The 19,410-nt window shown below is 37.7% G+C and carries 5 protein-coding genes; 3 read left to right on the plus strand and 2 right to left on the minus strand.

Annotated elements, in window-relative coordinates; all coding sequences use genetic code 11:
* Nucleotides 1-66 precede the first annotated feature (66 nt).
* From BXU11_RS01980 to BXU11_RS01990, 3 genes are all read left to right on the plus strand, one after another.
* Nucleotides 67-11,556 carry a hypothetical protein gene (locus BXU11_RS01980; protein ID WP_078210834.1) on the plus strand — a complete coding sequence of 3,830 codons (11,490 nt, stop codon included), beginning with the start codon at nt 67-69 and terminating at the stop codon, nt 11,554-11,556.
* A complete protein-coding gene (locus BXU11_RS01985; protein WP_078210835.1) occupies nt 11,541-14,810 on the plus strand; it encodes a T9SS type B sorting domain-containing protein in 3,270 nt (1,089 codons plus the stop codon). The genes BXU11_RS01980 and BXU11_RS01985 overlap by 16 nt, the downstream gene beginning before the upstream one ends.
* 757 nt (nt 14,811-15,567) lie before the next feature.
* On the plus strand, nt 15,568-16,530 hold the full coding sequence (locus tag BXU11_RS01990) for a type IX secretion system membrane protein PorP/SprF (protein ID WP_024980596.1): 963 nt from the start codon (nt 15,568-15,570) through the stop codon (nt 16,528-16,530).
* Between the two features lie 381 nt (nt 16,531-16,911).
* Here BXU11_RS01990 and BXU11_RS01995 read toward each other — a convergent pair whose 3' ends face one another.
* Both BXU11_RS01995 and BXU11_RS02000 read right to left on the minus strand, forming a co-directional pair.
* Nucleotides 16,912-18,513, minus strand: a complete 1,602-nt coding sequence (locus BXU11_RS01995) for a fumarate hydratase (protein ID WP_024980597.1) — start codon at nt 18,511-18,513, stop codon at nt 16,912-16,914.
* A gap of 118 nt (nt 18,514-18,631) precedes the next feature.
* The gene (locus tag BXU11_RS02000; protein ID WP_078210836.1) at nt 18,632-19,372 is read right to left on the minus strand and encodes a hypothetical protein; all 741 of its coding nucleotides are present in this window, start codon (nt 19,370-19,372) and stop codon (nt 18,632-18,634) included.
* Nucleotides 19,373-19,410 lie beyond the last annotated feature (38 nt).

Here is a 19,410-nt window from a genome sequence, read left to right on the forward strand (position 1 = left end):
TTTTTTATCGTTGCTTTTTCCTCCCCAAGAATTAGCAACGATAAAAGTAAATACCATACCAAAACCATGAAGAAACCTACTATTTTACACCTGCTATTTTTGGAGTTTTTTACCTTTATTTCCAAGAATATATCTTTGTTGCGCAAGTTCCATTTGCCAACATTTCCAATTGTTCAGCAGTCTAAAAACAGATGCCTTTCGTATGCTTTGGCTATGGTTGGGATGTTGTTTTTTATGTCACAAGGCTCGTATGGGCAAAATTTGAAACCTTTCAATATTCGTTTTGACAAAAATGTAAAGGGTGATCAACTAATGATTGGAAATAATATTCTGAGTCAGGATAATACTAATTTCAATGATAAAGATTCTTACAATTCAGATATTGACATGCAATATGTGAATATTGACAGTGATCCTACTACTTTTAGTTCTAGTAGCGCCGTATTGACTGTCCCAAATTCTAATGCTCCGGGCGCTCCATGTTATAAAATTGTGTACGCCGCATTGTATTGGTCTGGAATTATCAGAGATGGGGATAATTCAGTGGATAGAACAAAATTTACTTCTATTAAATTCAAAACGCCAGTAGGAGGTTATAATGACATTACTGGAGAATTAATTTATGATGCTATTAATCAGTCTAATGGTATTGGTAGAGATAAAAACAGACCTTATGCTTGTTATGCAGATGTTACTTCTTTAGTACAGCCCTTGACCGATGCTAATGGAACGTATACTGTAGCGAATGTCCTTTCTAGTACGGGGTATAATTCTAGTACGGGATTATCTGCTGGCTGGTCGTTGTATATCGTTTATGAGGACCCTAAATTACCCGCACGTTCAATAACATCGTATGATGGTTTTAGTGGGATTAGTGGAACAACTACTTTGGACATAACTGTTTCTGGATTTAGAACCATACCTAAAGGACCTGTAAATGCAAGTTTTGCTTTTGCGACCTTAGAAGGTGATAAGAAGATAGATGGCGATTATTTGGAAATTAATGGGGTGAAGCAAAGTGCTGCGACAGCAACAGGAACTACTCTGAGACCTACGGACAATTTTTTCAATAGTTCGATTACTTACATCGATCCAAATACTAAAAAAACAGCCAATTTTACAGCACCCAACCGTACTCCAGCTAGTAGCAATACTTTGGGGTATGATGCAGGTATTATTGAATTAAAAAACGATAACAATTCTGCTATAAAGAACGATGCCACTTCCGCAAAGATCACTTTAGGAAGTACTGGGGATGTTTACTTTTATTATTTTAACGCTATCGCGGTTGAAGTTATTGAACCTAAAATCATCTTGACAAAAAAGGTATTGAAAGGTGGTGTGGATGCAGCTAATCAGCCGGTAAAATTAAGTGAAGTTTTGACCTATGAACTTCAATTTCAAAATGTAGGTAATGACAACGCTAAAACTTTTACTATAGAAGATAAATTACCTGCAAATACTAATTTTAATTATCCAGCAGACATTGAGGCGCCATTACCAGCAGGAGTGACGCATACCTACAATGCAACTACAAGAACAATTACTTTTAGGATACCAGATAACTTAGTCAATAAGAATGGAAATCTTAGTACCCCTATTCGTTTTAAAGTTCAAGTGGTGCCTACTTGTGAAAACTTAACCGAGCCTTGTAATAATATCATAAAAAACACCGCCAAATCTAAATATACAGGAGAAATCAATACCAATGATGGAAAAGGCTTTGGGGAAGATAGTTTTTCGTCTTATTCTGCTTGTACTATTAGTGTGCCCGAATCGACCAACTTTTTGGTAGGGGTAGACGATTGTAAAAAGAGAAATGATGTATTGTGTGGTGATAATGTAACGATATCAGCTACTGGTGGATACGCTTCTTATTCTTGGTCAACGAGTCCTACAGGGCTTCCGGTAATAGGAACTTCTCAAACGCTGACAGTAACCAAACCTGGAACGTACTACGTAAAAAATACTGCAACACCGCCTTGTGTGGATTTAGAGGAAATAATCACCGTGGCCGACTATGCTGCAAAACCAAAAAATCCTTTAATTGATATTGCCGATAACATAAACCCAGCAACGGGTCTAATTGATAAGTGTGTGAATGACGGTAGTGTATTGCCTAAATTTTTCTTATGTGGGAATAAGGAAAATGCGCATAAAGACATCAATTTATCTTCTTTAGGAGCGACAAGAATCACATGGGAAAAAACCACTTGTGTCCCTGACCCTAATTTGTCTGATTTATGTGCCAATGTAAGCCCAACCTGTACTTGGACCTCAGCCATCCCTGATGGTAACACATTTAGAGCCGATACTGCAGGGCAATACCGCGTTTCTATCTATTTCGGAGGTTGTTTTAGTCGTTTTTATTTTAATGTGTATAAAAATGAATTAAACTATACTGTCGATAAAAAAGATATGATTTGTGGGAAAAACGGTAGCATTACCATCAATGGTCTTGGAACGAATTACGAATATAGTTTAAGCAAAAATTCTGGCTATCAATCTAGTAATACGTTTAATATTACTACTGAAGGAACTTATACCGTTTTCATTAGACAAGTAGGTGTTGCTACCAATCCTTGTATTTTTGAAATACAAAATATTCCTATTTATAAAATTGTATTCAATCCTATTGCGCCTGTCATCACACAACCGTTATGTCATGATTCAAAAGGAAGTATTAAAGTATATGGAACAGCTTATAACGGCGCCCAATACACTTATGAGCTATTTAAAGGAGGAGTTTCTGTTGAAAAGGTAATTAATAGTACAGCTTCAGAATATGAATTTACTGGTAAGGACGCGGGAGTGTATACGTATACGGTGGCTACTCAAGACGGCTGTAGCTATAATGGAACGGCCGAAATTATTGCACCAGCTGCCTTAACCGCATCCCCAGCAATCACCAAACCCTTAACATGTGAGAATGGGGAAATTACCGTTACGCCAAAAAATGGTACGGCTCCCTATTACTATTATGTAAACGGATCCACAACTTCACAAACCGATCCTAAAATTGTGATTACTAACGCAGGGACTTACTCCATTAGGGTGTTGGATAAAAACAACTGCTCCTACACCATCCCGGGCATCAGAATAGACGCCAACCCTAAACCAGTATTCACTGTGGCGGGGACTAACATCAACTGTTATGGAGCTAACACTGGAACCATTAAATTTGATGTAACCAATGCCAATGGTTATACCTTGGCGTACAGTATTGACAATGGTGTGACCTATGTAGCCAATGGCACTTTCTCTGACTTACCAGCAGGTACCTACAAACCAATCCTAAGATACACTCTTAGTGGTGTAAACTGTTTTGAAACCCGACCTGATATTAACCTTACTGAACCCACTACAGCCTTATCGGCTTCTGCTGGAGTATCAGAATTAGCAGGTTGTGGGCCCGCACCAAATAAAAACTACGGAAAAGTCCGCATTACCAATCCACAAGGAGGAACGCCTTTTGCTGGACCGAATCCTTATTTGTTTAATTTTAATAACCCCGCAAATCCAGCTGATTGGACAACAGTAAACGATGCTTACAAAGCTCCAGGGACTTATACCTTGTATGTCAAAGATGCTAACGGTTGTATTTTTAGTGCGCCCGTTATCTTAGATCCAGAACCCGCAGAGCCCGTAATTAACTCTACACCACAAATTGATTACAATTGTGACGGTTCGGCTACTAGTACGGTTACGGTGCAAAATCCTGCCAATGCGTCGTATACTTATGAGTATTATATCGACAACAAGCCGAATACACCGATCACGAATAATGTCTTCGTGGGTGTTACATCAGGACTTCATTCCATACGAGTAGACTACAAATTGAATAGCGTACCTACACCAAGTAATTTGCTTTTTGAAAATTTTGGATACGGAGCAGATGTTGAATCTCCTGGAATCAATACTACTTTTTATTGTTTTGAAAGACAAGTAGTCGCTACACAATGTAGAAATAGTATTGAAATAAATGATGGTGATTATTCGGTAACTGCAAGAATCGTTAAACCTTTTGGACCTTGGATACAACCTGGCGATCACACTCCCCAAACTGTCCCTCCAACGCCTAATGGAAGATGTTTAGTGGTGAACTTAGGAGACAAAATTGGTACAACGGATGTTATTTATAAAAAAGTAATTAAGGACATCATCCCCAATCAACCCATAAATTTTGAGTTGTATGTAAAGAATTTACTTAACAAAACTAACAATCAAATAGATTGTAATCTGGCAGTAGCCTTAGTGGATGCCACAGGAAAGGAAATCCAAACCTTTACAACCGGTGATGTCCCTAAATCTGAATTATGGGAAAAATACCCTAAAACGCCTATCACTTTAGATCCAGGAAATAATACCACGCTAACGTTTATTATTCGTTCCAATAAAAGTAATAGAAATGGGAACGATGTGGCGATTGATGACATTAAAGTATTCCAACTCCCAAAAAGCTGTATTGCTTCAAAAAGTTTCCCTTTAACTATTGCTACCGGAAAAGCCTTTACCGCTGAAATTACAGGTACTAAAAACGTAACTTGTAATGGCGAAATCAATGGCGAAATCACTATTAGTGCCACTAATTTTGATACCACTACAGGCTACCAATATTCCCTAGATAACGGAACGACTTGGGATACAACCGTATTAACCACGTCGCCTTATACAATCACCAATTTAGGACCTAAGGCATATACGGTAGCTGTTCGCCCAATTGGGTCTACCGTTACGGCTTGTACCAAAACGTTTCCTCCAGTAAACATTAGTCAACCAGCTCCAATTGTTGTGAATGCTACAAAAACTAAAGCGACTTGTCTTACTGGAGCGACCATTGATGCGAGAAGTACAACAGGAGGAACTCCAGCTTATAAATTTGAATTAATAAATACTGTGGCACCTAATACGGTGATCGCGTTTCCAGCTAATGGAGTTTTGCCCGATGTTGCTCCTGGTACCTATCTCATCAAAGCTACTGATGCCAATAGTTGTTCGAATCCAACAGAGTACAGCATTACTATTGATGCAGTACCAACTATATCTGCAGCAGTTGTTCCGAGCACAGCGATGTGTTTTGATCCAACTACTGGGGCTAAGATTAACGTGGCAATTACTGGAGGCGTAGCACCTTACAGCTACCAAACCAGTTTAAACGGTGGTACTTTTAGTGCCTCTAGCGCGACGTTTACTACACTATCATTTACCCATACGGCTGCTGTAACAGGCAATTATGTCTTTAGAGTAACCGATAGTAACGGTTGTCCTGCTGAAACAGCACAACAAGTAATTAATGCTAAAGTAACCGCGAATACGCAAGTAACTACAGATTTGGATTGTGATCCAGCGCCAGGATCTCCAGATGCTGTGATTACAGGAACTATTTCAGGCGGAACTGCACCCTTTACGGTGGTACTAACCTCTGGACAAACGACAGGAACACTTGCTGGACCTGTAGGGACTGCTACTACTTTTACCTATACAACAGGTGTGTCAGGTACCTACCAATTTGAAATTACGGATGCTATTGGTTGTAAAACCACTACTTCTGCCACTATTAATGCAAAAATTGCGGTGACTGCAAAAGCAACAGTAACCGATGTTAAGTGTAATGGTGAAAATAACGGAAGTGTCATTCTTGAAGCGTTGACTGGAGTGGCGCCTTATACTTTTGCGATCACTGCTGGTACTGCTACAACCGGTTTGTCTACTAATACAACGGCAAATTATTCCGGTTTAGCGCCAGGAACTTATAAATACACGGTTACCGATAAAAAAAATTGTCAAGAAGAATTTTCATTTGAAGTAAAACAACCAGACGCTATAGAGATCAACGCTAGTATCAAAACGCCTTATACGTGTGACAGTGAAGCTACAATTGAAGCTATAGCTACCAAAGGAAATGGAGGCTTTACCTATGTATTGAAAAGAACCGTTGCGACGGTAGAAACAACAGTAGCTACAAATACTACAGGGCTTTTCCCTAATTTGAGCGTAGCAGGAAGTTATACCGTAACGGCTACTGATGCTAAAGGATGTTTTCTTACTTCGGCTCCTTCTTTGGAGATTGTGGCTTTGAATCCGCCAACAAACCCTGTTTTTACTGAAAAACCAATTACTTGTAAGCCTACAGAATTAACCAGTGAGGTTACCATTAGTGTAACAGGTGGAAAAGGCAATTTGAAATATGAAATTACCGCTCCACTTGCTGCCGTTACGAGTATAACTAGTGCAACAACACCAGTGACTTTTACAGGATTAACAGCAGGAGCAGCAGGTACCACTTATGCTTTTAAAGTGACTGATGAAAATAATTGTTCGGTTACCGGAACGTATACTGTAAAAGATGTATTGCCTGTAATTGTTAATGGTTCATTAGTAGCCAATGTTACTTGTAAAACAGCTGCAGACGGAAAGTTAAAATTCACTGTTTCTGGCAATGCTGGAGTGTTTACCTATGAACTTAGAAATAGCCTTAATGCAGTAGTCCCAAGTGGGCAATCTACACAAACAGGAAATGTTATTGACTACATAGGTTTGGCGGCAGATACATATACCTTAACCGTAACTAATCCTAGTACGGAGTGTAAGGCTACAAAAGTTTTAAAAGTGGATGAGCCAAATGCAGCTTTAGCAATTACAGCTCCAACTATTTCACCTATTACTTGTTTAGTCAATGGTAAAGTGGTGATCAATACCGTTGGAGGCTGGGGAAATAACCGTTATACACTTAAACAGCCAGATGGTTCAGTTGTTGGTCCACAATCTACCGCAAGTTTTAATGTAACTCAGCCCGGTCCGTATACCATATCGGTTACAGATTTAAGTGGAAATGGATGTACCAAAACAGATACGTTTACGATGGCTGTTATTGTTACACCAAGTGCCAGTATTGATTTGACATTGTCAGATTTATGCTATGATACTGCAGGAAAGGCGACTATTGTGGTAACGCCTACAGTCCCTTCGCCAACTTATATGTATAGCATTAACAACGGAACGTATCAATCGAATGGAACTTTTGGATTATTAGATCCGGGCAGTTACATTGTTAGGGTGAAAGATACTAGTACCGGATGTATTCTAACTCTGGCTGCTCAACCTATTGCTCAGGAATTAAAATTCAATGCTGTTTTGGACAAGTCTGCTAATTGTCTTGGTCAGAATATTGAAATTAAAGGGACAGTTTCAGGTGGTACGGTAGCTTATACCTATACCGTAACAAAAAATGGTGGGGCAGCTTCTACACCAATAGCGGTTACAGGTACCACATTTATTTACACAGATCTTACAGCTGATACAACCATACAAAATACTTATTTGTTTACTTTAACAGATGCTTCTTTGCCTGGTTGTAGTTTAACTTCAACAGTGATTGTAGCTCCAAAAACAAATCCTGAATTTACAGCGACTCCAAATTCTACTATTTTATGTAACGGTGATGCAACAGGTTCTATTACAGTAGTTATTGACCCGAATAAGGGAGCAAGTCCTTATATAATAGATGTTGTAAATACAACTACTTCAACTTCCTATGGAACCAAAACTACTGGTTTGCCAGCTGGTTTTTATACTGTAAAAGTTACTGACGCTAAAGGATGCTCCCTTGAAAAAACAAGTATAGAGATAAAAGAACCTTTAAAAATAACTTTTAAAGAGGATATACAGCCAATAACGTGCGTTGGGGCAGGATTGTCTTATGGTTCGATTTCTGTAACAAATTTAGTTGGGGGTTCAAAAGTTGCTAATGTTGGACCACCAGTAGTTTTAGACGGTCCTTTTACTTATACATTGACTAATAATATTGGAAAACCAACTCAAACAGCTCCACATGCGATTTCAGACACAAGAGGAGATTATACTTTTACAGTTTTAGATTTTGGGATTTATGAACTAACAGTAACCGATGCTAATGGTTGTTCACTGACCAAAACGATTAGTATGGCTTCTCCACCAGAGGAGATGGATATTATTATTACAGGATCTCCATCTTGTAGTACAGCAGAATTATTGGTTTCAGTAAATCCTAAAGTAGTTGGAGGGCCTTATCATTTTGCATTGTATCCAATTGTTTCTGCTTCTACACCACCATATAAATATGATGATAATATGGCATCTTATCAAGATGCTCTGAATATGGTTGATGACACAAATCCTCAATATTTACAATCTCTTTTTACAGGTTTAAACCCAGGAGTAACATATTCATTTATTGTATATGATGAAACAACTAGATGTTATTATTTCAAACAAGCAGAGGCTCCTACACAGACTCTCTCCACTTTGGATATTGCTATAACACCGGCTAATGTAACTTGTCAAGGAGCTGGCAATGGAAAAGTTTCTTTCACTCTTAGCGATTTTAATGTTGCAACTAGTCATGTGAAATATAAAGTGTTTAATTCTCAAACTAATGTAGAGTATTTGCCTGCTATTGCTGGTATGGTGACAAAGGCTAGTGCTATTGCAGGATTTGATATTCCTGATTCGTTAATTCCAGGTACTTATTATATTTTATTTACAGAATACGATAATGTAGGAGCAGTTGATCTTTGTATCAATTCGTCTAAGACTTTTACAATAACACAATCTGTAGTACCATTAACTTTAACAGCCAATTCTGATAAGAATGATAATTGTGGAATTAACAAAGGTATAATTGAGGCTTTTGGACAAGGCGGAACGACGATTAAAGAAGATCTTACGGCCACTCCACCCATAAGTGCAGTTCCTTATTTGTATCAAGTATTTGTTGATAATGGTACTCCTGGTGTCATTGATGCTTTATTAGATATTCCACCGACTGCTGCTTCATTTACTGTTGCTTCTCATACAAGTAATACATTTAATAAAGAAGCAGGTCATTATATAGTATATGTAAGAGATGCTTATGGCTGTATTGTGTACAAGTTTGTTGAGGTAAAATTAGATCCTGCACCAGTCATTACAGCGGTAGTTAACAGTGCTTGTGCTGCTGAAGGTGCTTTTGTTATTGATGTAGTAAATACAACTGTTAATGGTATTGCTCCATATACTTATAGTCTAGATGGAGGTGAATTTGTTGCACAAACAGCCTTAAGTTTTTTTTACATCAATATTTCTTCTGGAGATCATACTGTTGAAGTTAAAGATTTTAATGGATGTAAATTTAAAGTAACATTGCCAAAAATTGCTGTACCTCTTGTTGTTAATGCAAGTTTTACAGCACCACCTACTTGTAAAGTAGCCAATGGTGAAATTACAGCTGTGGTAACAGGCGGATCGCCAGCTCCAGCGGCACCTGCAAATCATTTTGAGTATACTTTAATAAATAATACTGTTGTTACGACTCCAAATGTGGTTCAACTTGATAATGCTGTGTTTACAAATCAAGCCGCAGGAAATTATACAGTTCAAGTTAAAGATTTAGTAACAGGTTGTACGAAATCAACTACAGTAGATTTTTTAATTCCAACAGATGTAGATGTACTTATAACCGATATAAGTACAACTCCTATAGATTGTAATGCATTAAATGGTACCAACAATAATGGAACTTTAACGGTTAATTTAAGACAAGTAAATGACAATCTTGATTATACGTATGCCTTGTCCGGAACGTTGAATCGCCCAGCCCAACCATCAAATGTTTTCAAAGATTTAACTCCAGGAACTTATGATGTTACGGTTACATCCGGTAGAGGTTGTCAAGCTACTGTATCTGGTGTGATTATTGCTGATCCAGTCGCCGTAACGGCTACAGCTACTGCAACTCCTTTTAGTTGTGCTGTAGATCCTGCCAAGACAACTGCGGTTGTTGAAGGTTTTGGCGGTACTGGAACCTACACTTTTAGTACAGATGGGTTCAATTATTTTACAAGTAATAGTACACCAGTTGCCGATAATAAATACACTTTTAATTTAGTGGATAATAGTGCCATTCAAGATCCAATTTTTTATGTAAAAGATTCTAATGGATGTGTTCAAACAACAAAATTGGCGACACCATTAAATCCGTTACCTAAATTAATGTCAGCCAAAGCAACCCTATCTACTATTGCAGGATCGCGAATGGATTGTCTTAATGGTAGAGAGTTGATTCAAATAGATGTAGTTGGTGGTGCTACTCCTACTAATTTTAGTTATCAAGTTGCTATTGATGGAGGAAATTATGATGCGTTAGTACCAATTACCGCTGGTGCTACTTCATTCACTTATCCTGCTACATCAATAGGAAGTTTTTATGAATTTAAAATAACGGATAATACAACAGGTTGTAGTATTATTTCAAATGCGTACACCGTTCCAGTATTCAACACCATGACCGTAACGGCTAGTGCATTTAAAAATGTAGATTGTGCTACTAATGCAACGGGTCAAATTGAAATTAATATTAGTAACTATACCGGTGCTTATAATTATACTATTTTAAAAGGTGGGGTTCCTACAACTTTTACAGGTGCAGGAAATACAACAACTAATCCAATGGTACTCAATCATGGTTTAGTTGCTGGAACAGATTACACCGTAAGCATTGCCCAAACAGCATATCCAAGTTGTATAAAACCATCTAATACTGTTATCATTACTCAGCCAGCGGTTTTAGATGTAACCGGAATGATAGTAAACGTTAAAAATCAAAATTGTAACACTTCAGGAGCAGTAGTTACTGTTGATGATACTACTATTGTGGGTGGAACACTAGGCTTTCAATTTGCTTTTGTGCCTACTGGAACAAGTCCAATAGGGTTCTACTCTTTTTCAAAAACCAAAACAATTGCGACATCAGCAACAGCTGCGTCACCTTATCTAATCGACGTATATGTAAAAGATGCTAACGGATGTTTCCGTTTTGTAACAGTGCCGATTTCATTAGATCCCGAACCAACTGTAACCGCAACGTTTGCCAGTCAATGTCCGTCGCCAACGGGTTATACCATCAATGCATTGGGTACAGGTGTAGGAACTTTACAATATAGTTTGGATGGCAATAGTTTCCTACCATCATCTTCATTATCTGTAACTTCTCCTGGTGATTATACTGTTTGGGTAAAAGATGCCAATGGTTGTATTGCAAAAACAGCTACACCAGTAACGATTTTTGAACCATTACAATTACGAGCTGACATAACTACCCTATCGACTTGTACAGCTGCAGATGGTGAGGTAACCCTAACGGTTAGTGGTGGATCTGCTATTCCGGCAAATTATGAATATACAATTGGATTTGGTGGTACTTATGGTTCTTCCAATGTATTCTCTGGTTTAGCAGCAAGTGCAACACCTTATAGGTTTTATGTTAGAGATAAATCCACAGTGCCAGCTTGTGAAAAATGGGTGGACGTGATTATGTTCTTGCCCAATCAAAATATTGATTTTGTTCCAGTTGCAACTCCAGTTACTTGTAACGGAGATTCGGATGGTACGATTAGGGTTAACATGGCTCCTTCAACACTAGGAGTAAATGATAATCCAATTTATACTTATGCTTTAAAAGGAACAACTATAGGTGGTGTTCCAGTTACAATACCTGCAACGGGTGCTCCCTTCAAACCTCTCCATTGTTCAGCGGTTTAGCAGCGGGTACGTATACTGTCACCGTTACTTCAGGAAGAGGTTGTTCAGTTTCACAACCTATAGATGTTGATGAACCTGATCCAATTCTGGTACCAACTCCAACAGTAGTTCCATTTGGTTGTGCCACAGGAAATTCAAGTAAAAATGCTACCATTACCGTTACTGGAGTGACAGGTGGTTCAGGTACCTACTTACAATATGAATTTATTAAAGTAGGTAATCCTATTCCTGTTCAAAAAAGTGACAATCCTATTTATATTGAAGCGGATTTTTCAGGAGGTTCTTACATCGTAAATGTGTATGATGAGAATGGTTGTCCAGGTACTTCGGCTCCAATTATCATTGCTCCTTTTGTGCAATTGGATAAAGTAAATGTGAATGTTACGCGTCCAATAACTTGTAATCCTACCACAGAAGATATTGATGTTTCAGTAACAACAATTGGTGTTGGTACAGCGACTAATTTACAATATACAGTCGAGGATGTTATTTACGATACTACCACTACGCCACCAACGGCGATTAAAGGAACTGCATATAGTTTAGCTCCAGTTTCAGTAGTTGCTGGTGTAGCTACATTCACCAATTTACCTGTGGCTAATTACTTAATCACAGTTAAAAACTTAGATACGAATTGCGAAATCATCGGGGTACACTACGTAAACGAACCGAACACTTTCGACTTGACTATCGACAATGTAGTAGATGTAACTTGTTTAAATGACACTAACGGAAGTGCGAGAGTGACTTTAATAGATAGAGTACCTTCGCCATTTGATAATGCTGGACCATTTGATTATACTTTAGTAGATGCTCTTGGGAATTCATTACCAGGTGGTTCTTCAACAGCAACAGGCACGGTGAACTTGACCAACTTAGCTAAGGGAACCTATACGATTACTGCGACTTTGACAGGTCCACCAAACTGTACCGTAAGTAAAAACTTTACGATTGGAGGTCCAAATGAAGCTTTAGTTATTGGCGGATCTCATACTGAAATTACTTGCGTAACAGGTAACAATGACGGTTCAATTGCTGCAACAGCTTCTGGTGGATGGCCAGGTGGGTATGAATTCCAATTGGAAGAAACCTTGTCCGGAACCACTATTTCAACCTGGAGTACGACTAGTACTTTTAACGGCTTGACCGCTGGAAATTATGTAGTGAAAGCGAGAGATCCAAGAGGATGTGAAGTGTTCAGAACAGTAGTTTTGACTAATCCAACGCCAATTGCTTTTAACGCTATACCAAGCACTACTTTGTTGACTTGTAAAGGAGATACCTCTGCAACCATAACTGTAAGTGCTCCAACAGGCGGTCAAAACGGGAACTACTTATACACCTTGAATACAATTTCGGCTACGCCAGTGATCAGCTCAGGGCCACAAGCAGATCCAGTGTTTAGTAATTTAGGCGCAGGAACCTATACCGTAACGGTAACAGATGGCTGGGGTTGTGGAACGACTTCTGCTGCTATTGATATTACTGAGCCAACAGAGGTTGTGGCAAGTTTGGTATTGGCAACAACACAAACTTGTAATATTTTATCTAGTATAACCTTAAGTGCAACTGGTGGTAAAGGAACGTACACGTATAGTGCAGACAGTGCTTTTACGGTTTCTGCTAACCCACTTTTGTATGGCACTTTTGCGACAACAACTACGATACTCAATGTACCTGTAGGAACTTACCGTTACTACGTACGTGATGTGAACGGATGTATTAGTGTCGTTTCTAATGATGTTAAGATTGAACCGCTACCTGTTTTGAAAGTAGATCTTGATGTACAAAATGCGAAAATCAATTGTAAAGGTGATGCCAATGGAGTGATTGTAGCAACCGCAACAGGTGGTTTAGGCAATTATATTTATACTTTATTAGATGGTGTAGGTAATCCAGTAGCATTTACTCCGGTACAAACCACTCCAGGTAATTTTACGCAATTGCCTGCAGGAACTTATAGTGTTCGTGTGAATAGTGGAGTAGATTGTCAAGTAGTATCCGTTTCTGAAGTGATAGAAGAGCCATTAACATCATTGACGGCAAGTGCAGTACCTACGCCAATTACTTGTAACGGAGCGGCCAATGGTGTCATCACTGTAACCGCATCTGGCGGAACGGGAGCGATTAAGTATGCGATTTCACCACGAATGGATCAGTTCTTTGATACCGGTGTGTTTGATCAATTGGCCCCAGGTACTTACCAAATCATAGTACAAGATGCCAATGGTTGTTTTATTCTTTTATCCGAAGAAATCACCGAGCCACAACCTATTTTTGTGAATACCGTGGCAGGTTCTGAAATACAAGAGGTATGTTTTGGAGATAAAAATGCAGCTTTTGATATCAACATCACTGGAGGTGTGGCGCCTTATAGCGTAAGTATTGACAATATCAATGGAACGTATTTCACTGGAACAGCGACTCAAAACGTTTTTGCCTTTACTGGATTAACTGGTGGCGATCATACCGTGTACATCAAAGATTTCAACGGTTGTACAGCTGAATGGTTGGTGGCTTTAGATAAATCTGTAAATCTAGATCCAAAAGCTAGTGTGGTCTATGGTTGTGAGTTCAATTCGCCAAGCAATACGGTAACGGTTGCACTAGATGCTAGTGTAGACCCTACTTTGGTGGATTATGCTTTAGATGGCTCAACGGTTTTCCAAGCGAGCAATATTTTCAAAAATGTTGCGCCAGGTTTCCATACCATCACGGCAAGACACTTGAATACGTGTGAAAAAATCACGACTTCGTTTGAAGTAATTGGATATACACAATTGACGCTTACTATAGCTGACGGAGGCTTGAATGAAATTGTTGCTACGGGTGCAGCTGGAGCAGGTAATTATAAGTATTCATTCGATGGAGGAAATAGCTTTAGCACCAACAATAAATTTATTTTCTATAAATCTGGTGATTATACGGTAATGGTACGTGATGCCAATGGATGTGAAGCTACGGCAACGCGTTATTTTGAATTTATTGATATCAAAATACCAAATGTGTTTACGCCAAATGGTGATGGTAATAATGATACTTGGTTGCCAACCAATACGATCAATTACAAAGATTTGACGATTAGTATTTTTGACCGTTACGGCCGAAAAATAGCTAACCTTAGAGTAGGTCAAGGTTGGGACGGAAGATACAATAGTCTCGAATTGCCAACGGGTGATTATTGGTACATTTTGAAATTGAAAAATGAGCAAGATGATCGAGAATTTGTAGGTCACTTTACTTTGATGCGTTAAGGGAAAGGAATAATGAGTGATGAGAAAGTAAAATTTTTACCATTAAGAGATTAAGAAAATGAAGGTTTTTAGGGCTCAATGCAACTTAATCTCTTACTGGTGAATTAAAAGCAATTAAAATTTTTATCATTAAGAGATTAAGAAAATGAAGGTTTTTAGGGCTCAATGCAACTTAATCTCTTTATGGTGAATAAAAGCAAGTAAAATTTTTACCATTAAGAGATTAAGAAATATGAAGGTTTTTAGAGCTTAATGCCTCTTAATTTCTTACTGGTGAATTAAAAGCAATTAAAATTTTTATCATTAAGAGATTAAGAAAATGAAGGTTTTTAGAACTCAATGAACTTAATCTCTTAATGGTGAATAAAAGCAATTAAAATTTTTTATCATTAAGAGATTAAGAAAATGAAGGTTTTTAGAGCTCAATGCCTCTTAATTTCTTACTGGTGAATTAAAAGCAATTAAAATTTTTATCATTAAGAGATTAAGAAAATGAAGGTTTTTAGAGCTTAATTGACCTTACTGTCTTGAGGGTTAACTAAAAGAAGATACATTTTTTTACCAATATGAGCGTAAGAAAATAGAGCAAAACTTAATGAACCTTAATGCCTTAATGGTAAATTTTATAATTTAAATGTTAAATTTTTAAAACCCGCACGATTGCGTGTAGCACATAAGAAAAAGAATCCCCCAATGGGTTAATTATTCCTTCTTTTCCCACAAAAGAAGAAGGAATACACCAAAAAAATCTACTATAATGAAGAAGATATTAGTTTCATGTTTACTTTTAATTGGTTTAGCAGGGCAAGGGCAAGAGTTGAATTTGCCGGTTTGGACACAATATTTAGCGGATAATCCTTTTATGCTTTCGCCTACTTATGCTGGTATTGGAGATAATTTCAGAATCCGACTCAACGGTTTAACGCAATGGGTAGGGATCAAAGACGCCCCCAACAACCAATCTGTTTTTGCCGATTTTCGAATAGCCGATCAATCCGGAGTTGGGTTGTCAGTGTATAATGATAGAAATGGAAACACAAGGCAAACCGGTGCCAAGGCTTCTTTTGCGCACCACATCATTTTGGATTATTATTCCAAACAGTATTTGTCTTTCGGTTTGTCTTTTAATATCAATAATTTCCGTGTTGATATTGACAATTTGGATCCAACCAATCCTGATGCCGCTATTAATAACAATCGTTTTACATCCAACAATAACTTTGATGTGGGTCTTTTGTATCGTTTGAATAAATTTTATGTGAGTTTTAATGCGAGTAACTTGCTGCCCAAAGATCTGGATAAATTTATCGCTTTAGAACCCGATTTGGTGCGTAACTATCAAGTATATACTGGCTATGTTTTTTCTGACGGAGGCTACAACCGTGCCGAGATTGAACCTTCAATGTACTTCCAATATTTTGAATCGGATCGTCGTTCGAGTACGGATATCAATATCAAATACCGTAAATACAACAGTTATGATGATTACTATTGGGTAGGTGCTTCGTACCGTTTTCTAAATGATCAAATCGGAAAACCCTTGAATGTTGGACCTATGGTTGGTTTTCAAAAATCTAAATTCTATTTTGGCTATTCGTACCAAATCACCATGAATGATTTTGCTGCCGCCAATTCAGGAACACATATGCTCACCCTAGGTTTTGATTTCTTCCAAGGCTCTAGTAACTGTCCTTGTACCCAAAATCCTGTGAACGATTAGTTAGTTGGTTAGCATTCCATGGATTATTTTTAAAAACCATGTAAGGCATTTAAGGTCATGTAAGATGATTTGAAATTACAAAATGACTGTGTTTTACAGCAATGGATTTTAGCGCTATGATTTGGCTTGCTGGAATGAATTCCAGCCCTACAAAATGTACCGATTCTACGACTCTTTTATGTGATTGTTATAGTTTCTTCGGAACGATTTTATATTGTAGTAACGGATTTTAATCCGTTGAATTTTGATGATTTTTTATCTTGTGTTGATTGGTTTTTGCGGTTGATGTAGTTTTTTAAATCTGTGTTCCAAAATAGAATAGGCATAAAAAAACCGCTCATTCTTTAGAACTGAGCGGTTTTTTGTAGTAAAGACTTTTCTTTACAAATTCGCAAAGAAATCATTTCCTTTATCATCTGTAATAATAAATGCAGGGAAATCTTTGATGGTGATTTTACGAACGGCTTCCATACCTAATTCTTCAAAATCGACTACTTCAACCGAGAGAATGTTTTCTTTTGCCAAAATAGCTGCTGGTCCACCGATTGATCCCAAATAGAATCCACCATAGGTTTTGCAAGCGTTCATTACGTCTTTTGTTCGGTTACCTTTGGCCAACATTACCATACTTCCCCCATTTTTTTGGAACTCCTCAACGTACACGTCCATACGACCTGCAGTTGTGGGGCCAAAACTTCCTGAAGGCATTCCTTCTGGTGTTTTAGCAGGCCCTGCGTAATATATTGGGTGGTTTTTAAAGTATTCTGGCATTGGTTTTCCGGCATCTAACAACTCTTTGATTTTAGCATGTGCAATATCACGAGCTACAATCAAGGTACCGTTTAGTTTTAATCTAGTTTTGATAGGATATTTAGATAACTCAGCCAAAATTTCTGGCATAGGCTTGTTCAAATCAATCTCAACAGCGGCTTCTAAATGTGGTGGTGTTTCTGGTAATAATCGTTTTGGATTCACTTCCAATTGTTCAACAAAAATACCGTCTTTCGTAATTTTTCCTTTGATGTTTCTATCCGCAGAACAAGAAACGCCTAATCCCACTGGACAAGAAGCAGCATGGCGCGGCAAACGAATGACACGAACATCATGTGTAAAATATTTACCTCCAAATTGTGCTCCAATCTGACTTTGTTGACAAATTAGTTGCACTCTTTTCTCCCATTCCAAATCTCGGAAAGCTTGACCTGCCATGTTTCCAGAAGTAGGCAAATGATCAAAATAACCTGCAGAAGCTTTTTTTACAGCGGCCAAATTAGCTTCGGCAGAAGTTCCTCCAATCACCAAAGCCAAGTGGTAAGGTGGGCAAGCTGACGTACCTAAATCCATAATTTTAGCACGAATAAAAGCATCTAACGATTTCTCATTTAATAAGGATTTCGTTTGTTGGTATAAATAGGTTTTATTCGCCGAGCCTCCACCTTTAGCTAAAAACAGAAATTCATAAGAAGCCCCTTTTTTAGCATAAATATCAATTTGAGCCGGAAGATTCGATCCTGAATTTTTTTCTTCAAACATGCTAATAGGGACAATTTGAGAATAACGGAGGTTTCTTTCTTGGTAAGTATTAAAAATTCCTCTAGACAAATATTCTGCATCATCAACGCCGGTGTATACATTTTCACCTTTTTTGGCCATCACAATAGCTGTTCCCGTATCTTGACAAGAAGGCAATTCACCTTCGATCGCTACAGCAGCATTTTGTAGTAAGTTGTAGGCTACAAAACGATCATTATCGGTGGCTTCTGGATCGTCCAAAATGGCTTTCAATTTTTCTAAATGTGAGGTACGTAGCATAAAAGAAACGTCTCTCATGGCTTCTTGCGCCAATAACTCCAAACCTTTTGGATCAACGGTTAAAATCTCGCGTTCGCCTAATTGTTCCACTTTTACAAAATCGGAAGTAATTTTTCGGTATTGCGTTTCGTCTTTCAAAATTGGATAAGGATCCTGATATATAAAGTCCATAGTGTAATTTTTTATGAAAGGTAAAGATAAGAATTGTTGAAATACAGCCTATTGATTTTTGTCAGCTTCTCTTTTAGAATGGGTATAAATTAGTCCAAAACATTCGAATAAGAAAGACTTATTCGATTTTGTGGTATTCATTAAATGTCATTTCCTTTTTAAAATAAGGCAATTGCTTAGTCGTAATCAGTTGCTTTTTCCACTGATTGTTTTTGAATCCAAAAACAGTTGAATCACTATATGATAAAACACCTTTTTCCTCTTCTTCTGTAGCATCATCAGATGGTTCAAAAGATACAGTTTTACAATAAAAGGATTGGGGTTCTGCTGTTTCCTCTGGATTGTGAATCTCAACCCAGCTCCCCCAACCACTATCAAAAACAGATTCCCATTGGTGTACTAATTGTAGTTGGTATTTTTTTATAAAAAATAAAAAGTTTTGCTGAGCATAGCCACAAGCAGGATATCCAAAACGAATTGTGACAAAGGGAGATTGTTTACTAGTTGCATCGCTCAATCCCAAAGACCCACTCCATTCAGAACCATTAGTATAGTTGGGAATTATGATTCTTGAAGAAGCAATCTGTTTTTTATCTTTATAAAAATCAAGACGATAACTCATCGTAAGTAAGCTATCCTTATCCATTTTTTTATCCAATAGATGCGCAAGGACAAAAAAGTTTGGATTCAATTCTCCTGAATCATATACAAAAACGGTATCCGTCTTTAGTATCTTATCCGTTGTTCTTCCTGCAATTAATTTTGGTTTTTCTTGAATTGAAGTTTCGGATTTACTTATTACTTCCTGTTTTTGACAACTGATAAAAAAAGCAAATAAAATGAACAGTAGAATTCTCATAATAGAATAGATTTAGGGGAAAATTGGCTATTGATTCT

Origin of the sequence: Flavobacterium sp. LM5, from assembly GCF_002017945.1 — a bacterium.
In the GTDB taxonomy this organism is placed as follows: domain Bacteria; phylum Bacteroidota; class Bacteroidia; order Flavobacteriales; family Flavobacteriaceae; genus Flavobacterium; species Flavobacterium succinicans.

What these genes read in the sequence shown, in the direction of transcription:
- BXU11_RS01980 (WP_078210834.1), top strand. Translation starts at nt 67, where the DNA reads ATGAAGAAACCTACTATTTTACACCTGCTATTTTTGGAGTTTTTTACC.
- BXU11_RS01990 (WP_024980596.1), top strand. Translation starts at nt 15,568, where the DNA reads ATGAAGAAGATATTAGTTTCATGTTTACTTTTAATTGGTTTAGCAGGG.
- BXU11_RS01995 (WP_024980597.1), bottom strand. Translation starts at nt 18,513, where the DNA reads ATGGACTTTATATATCAGGATCCTTATCCAATTTTGAAAGACGAAACG.
- BXU11_RS02000 (WP_078210836.1), bottom strand. Translation starts at nt 19,372, where the DNA reads ATGAGAATTCTACTGTTCATTTTATTTGCTTTTTTTATCAGTTGTCAA.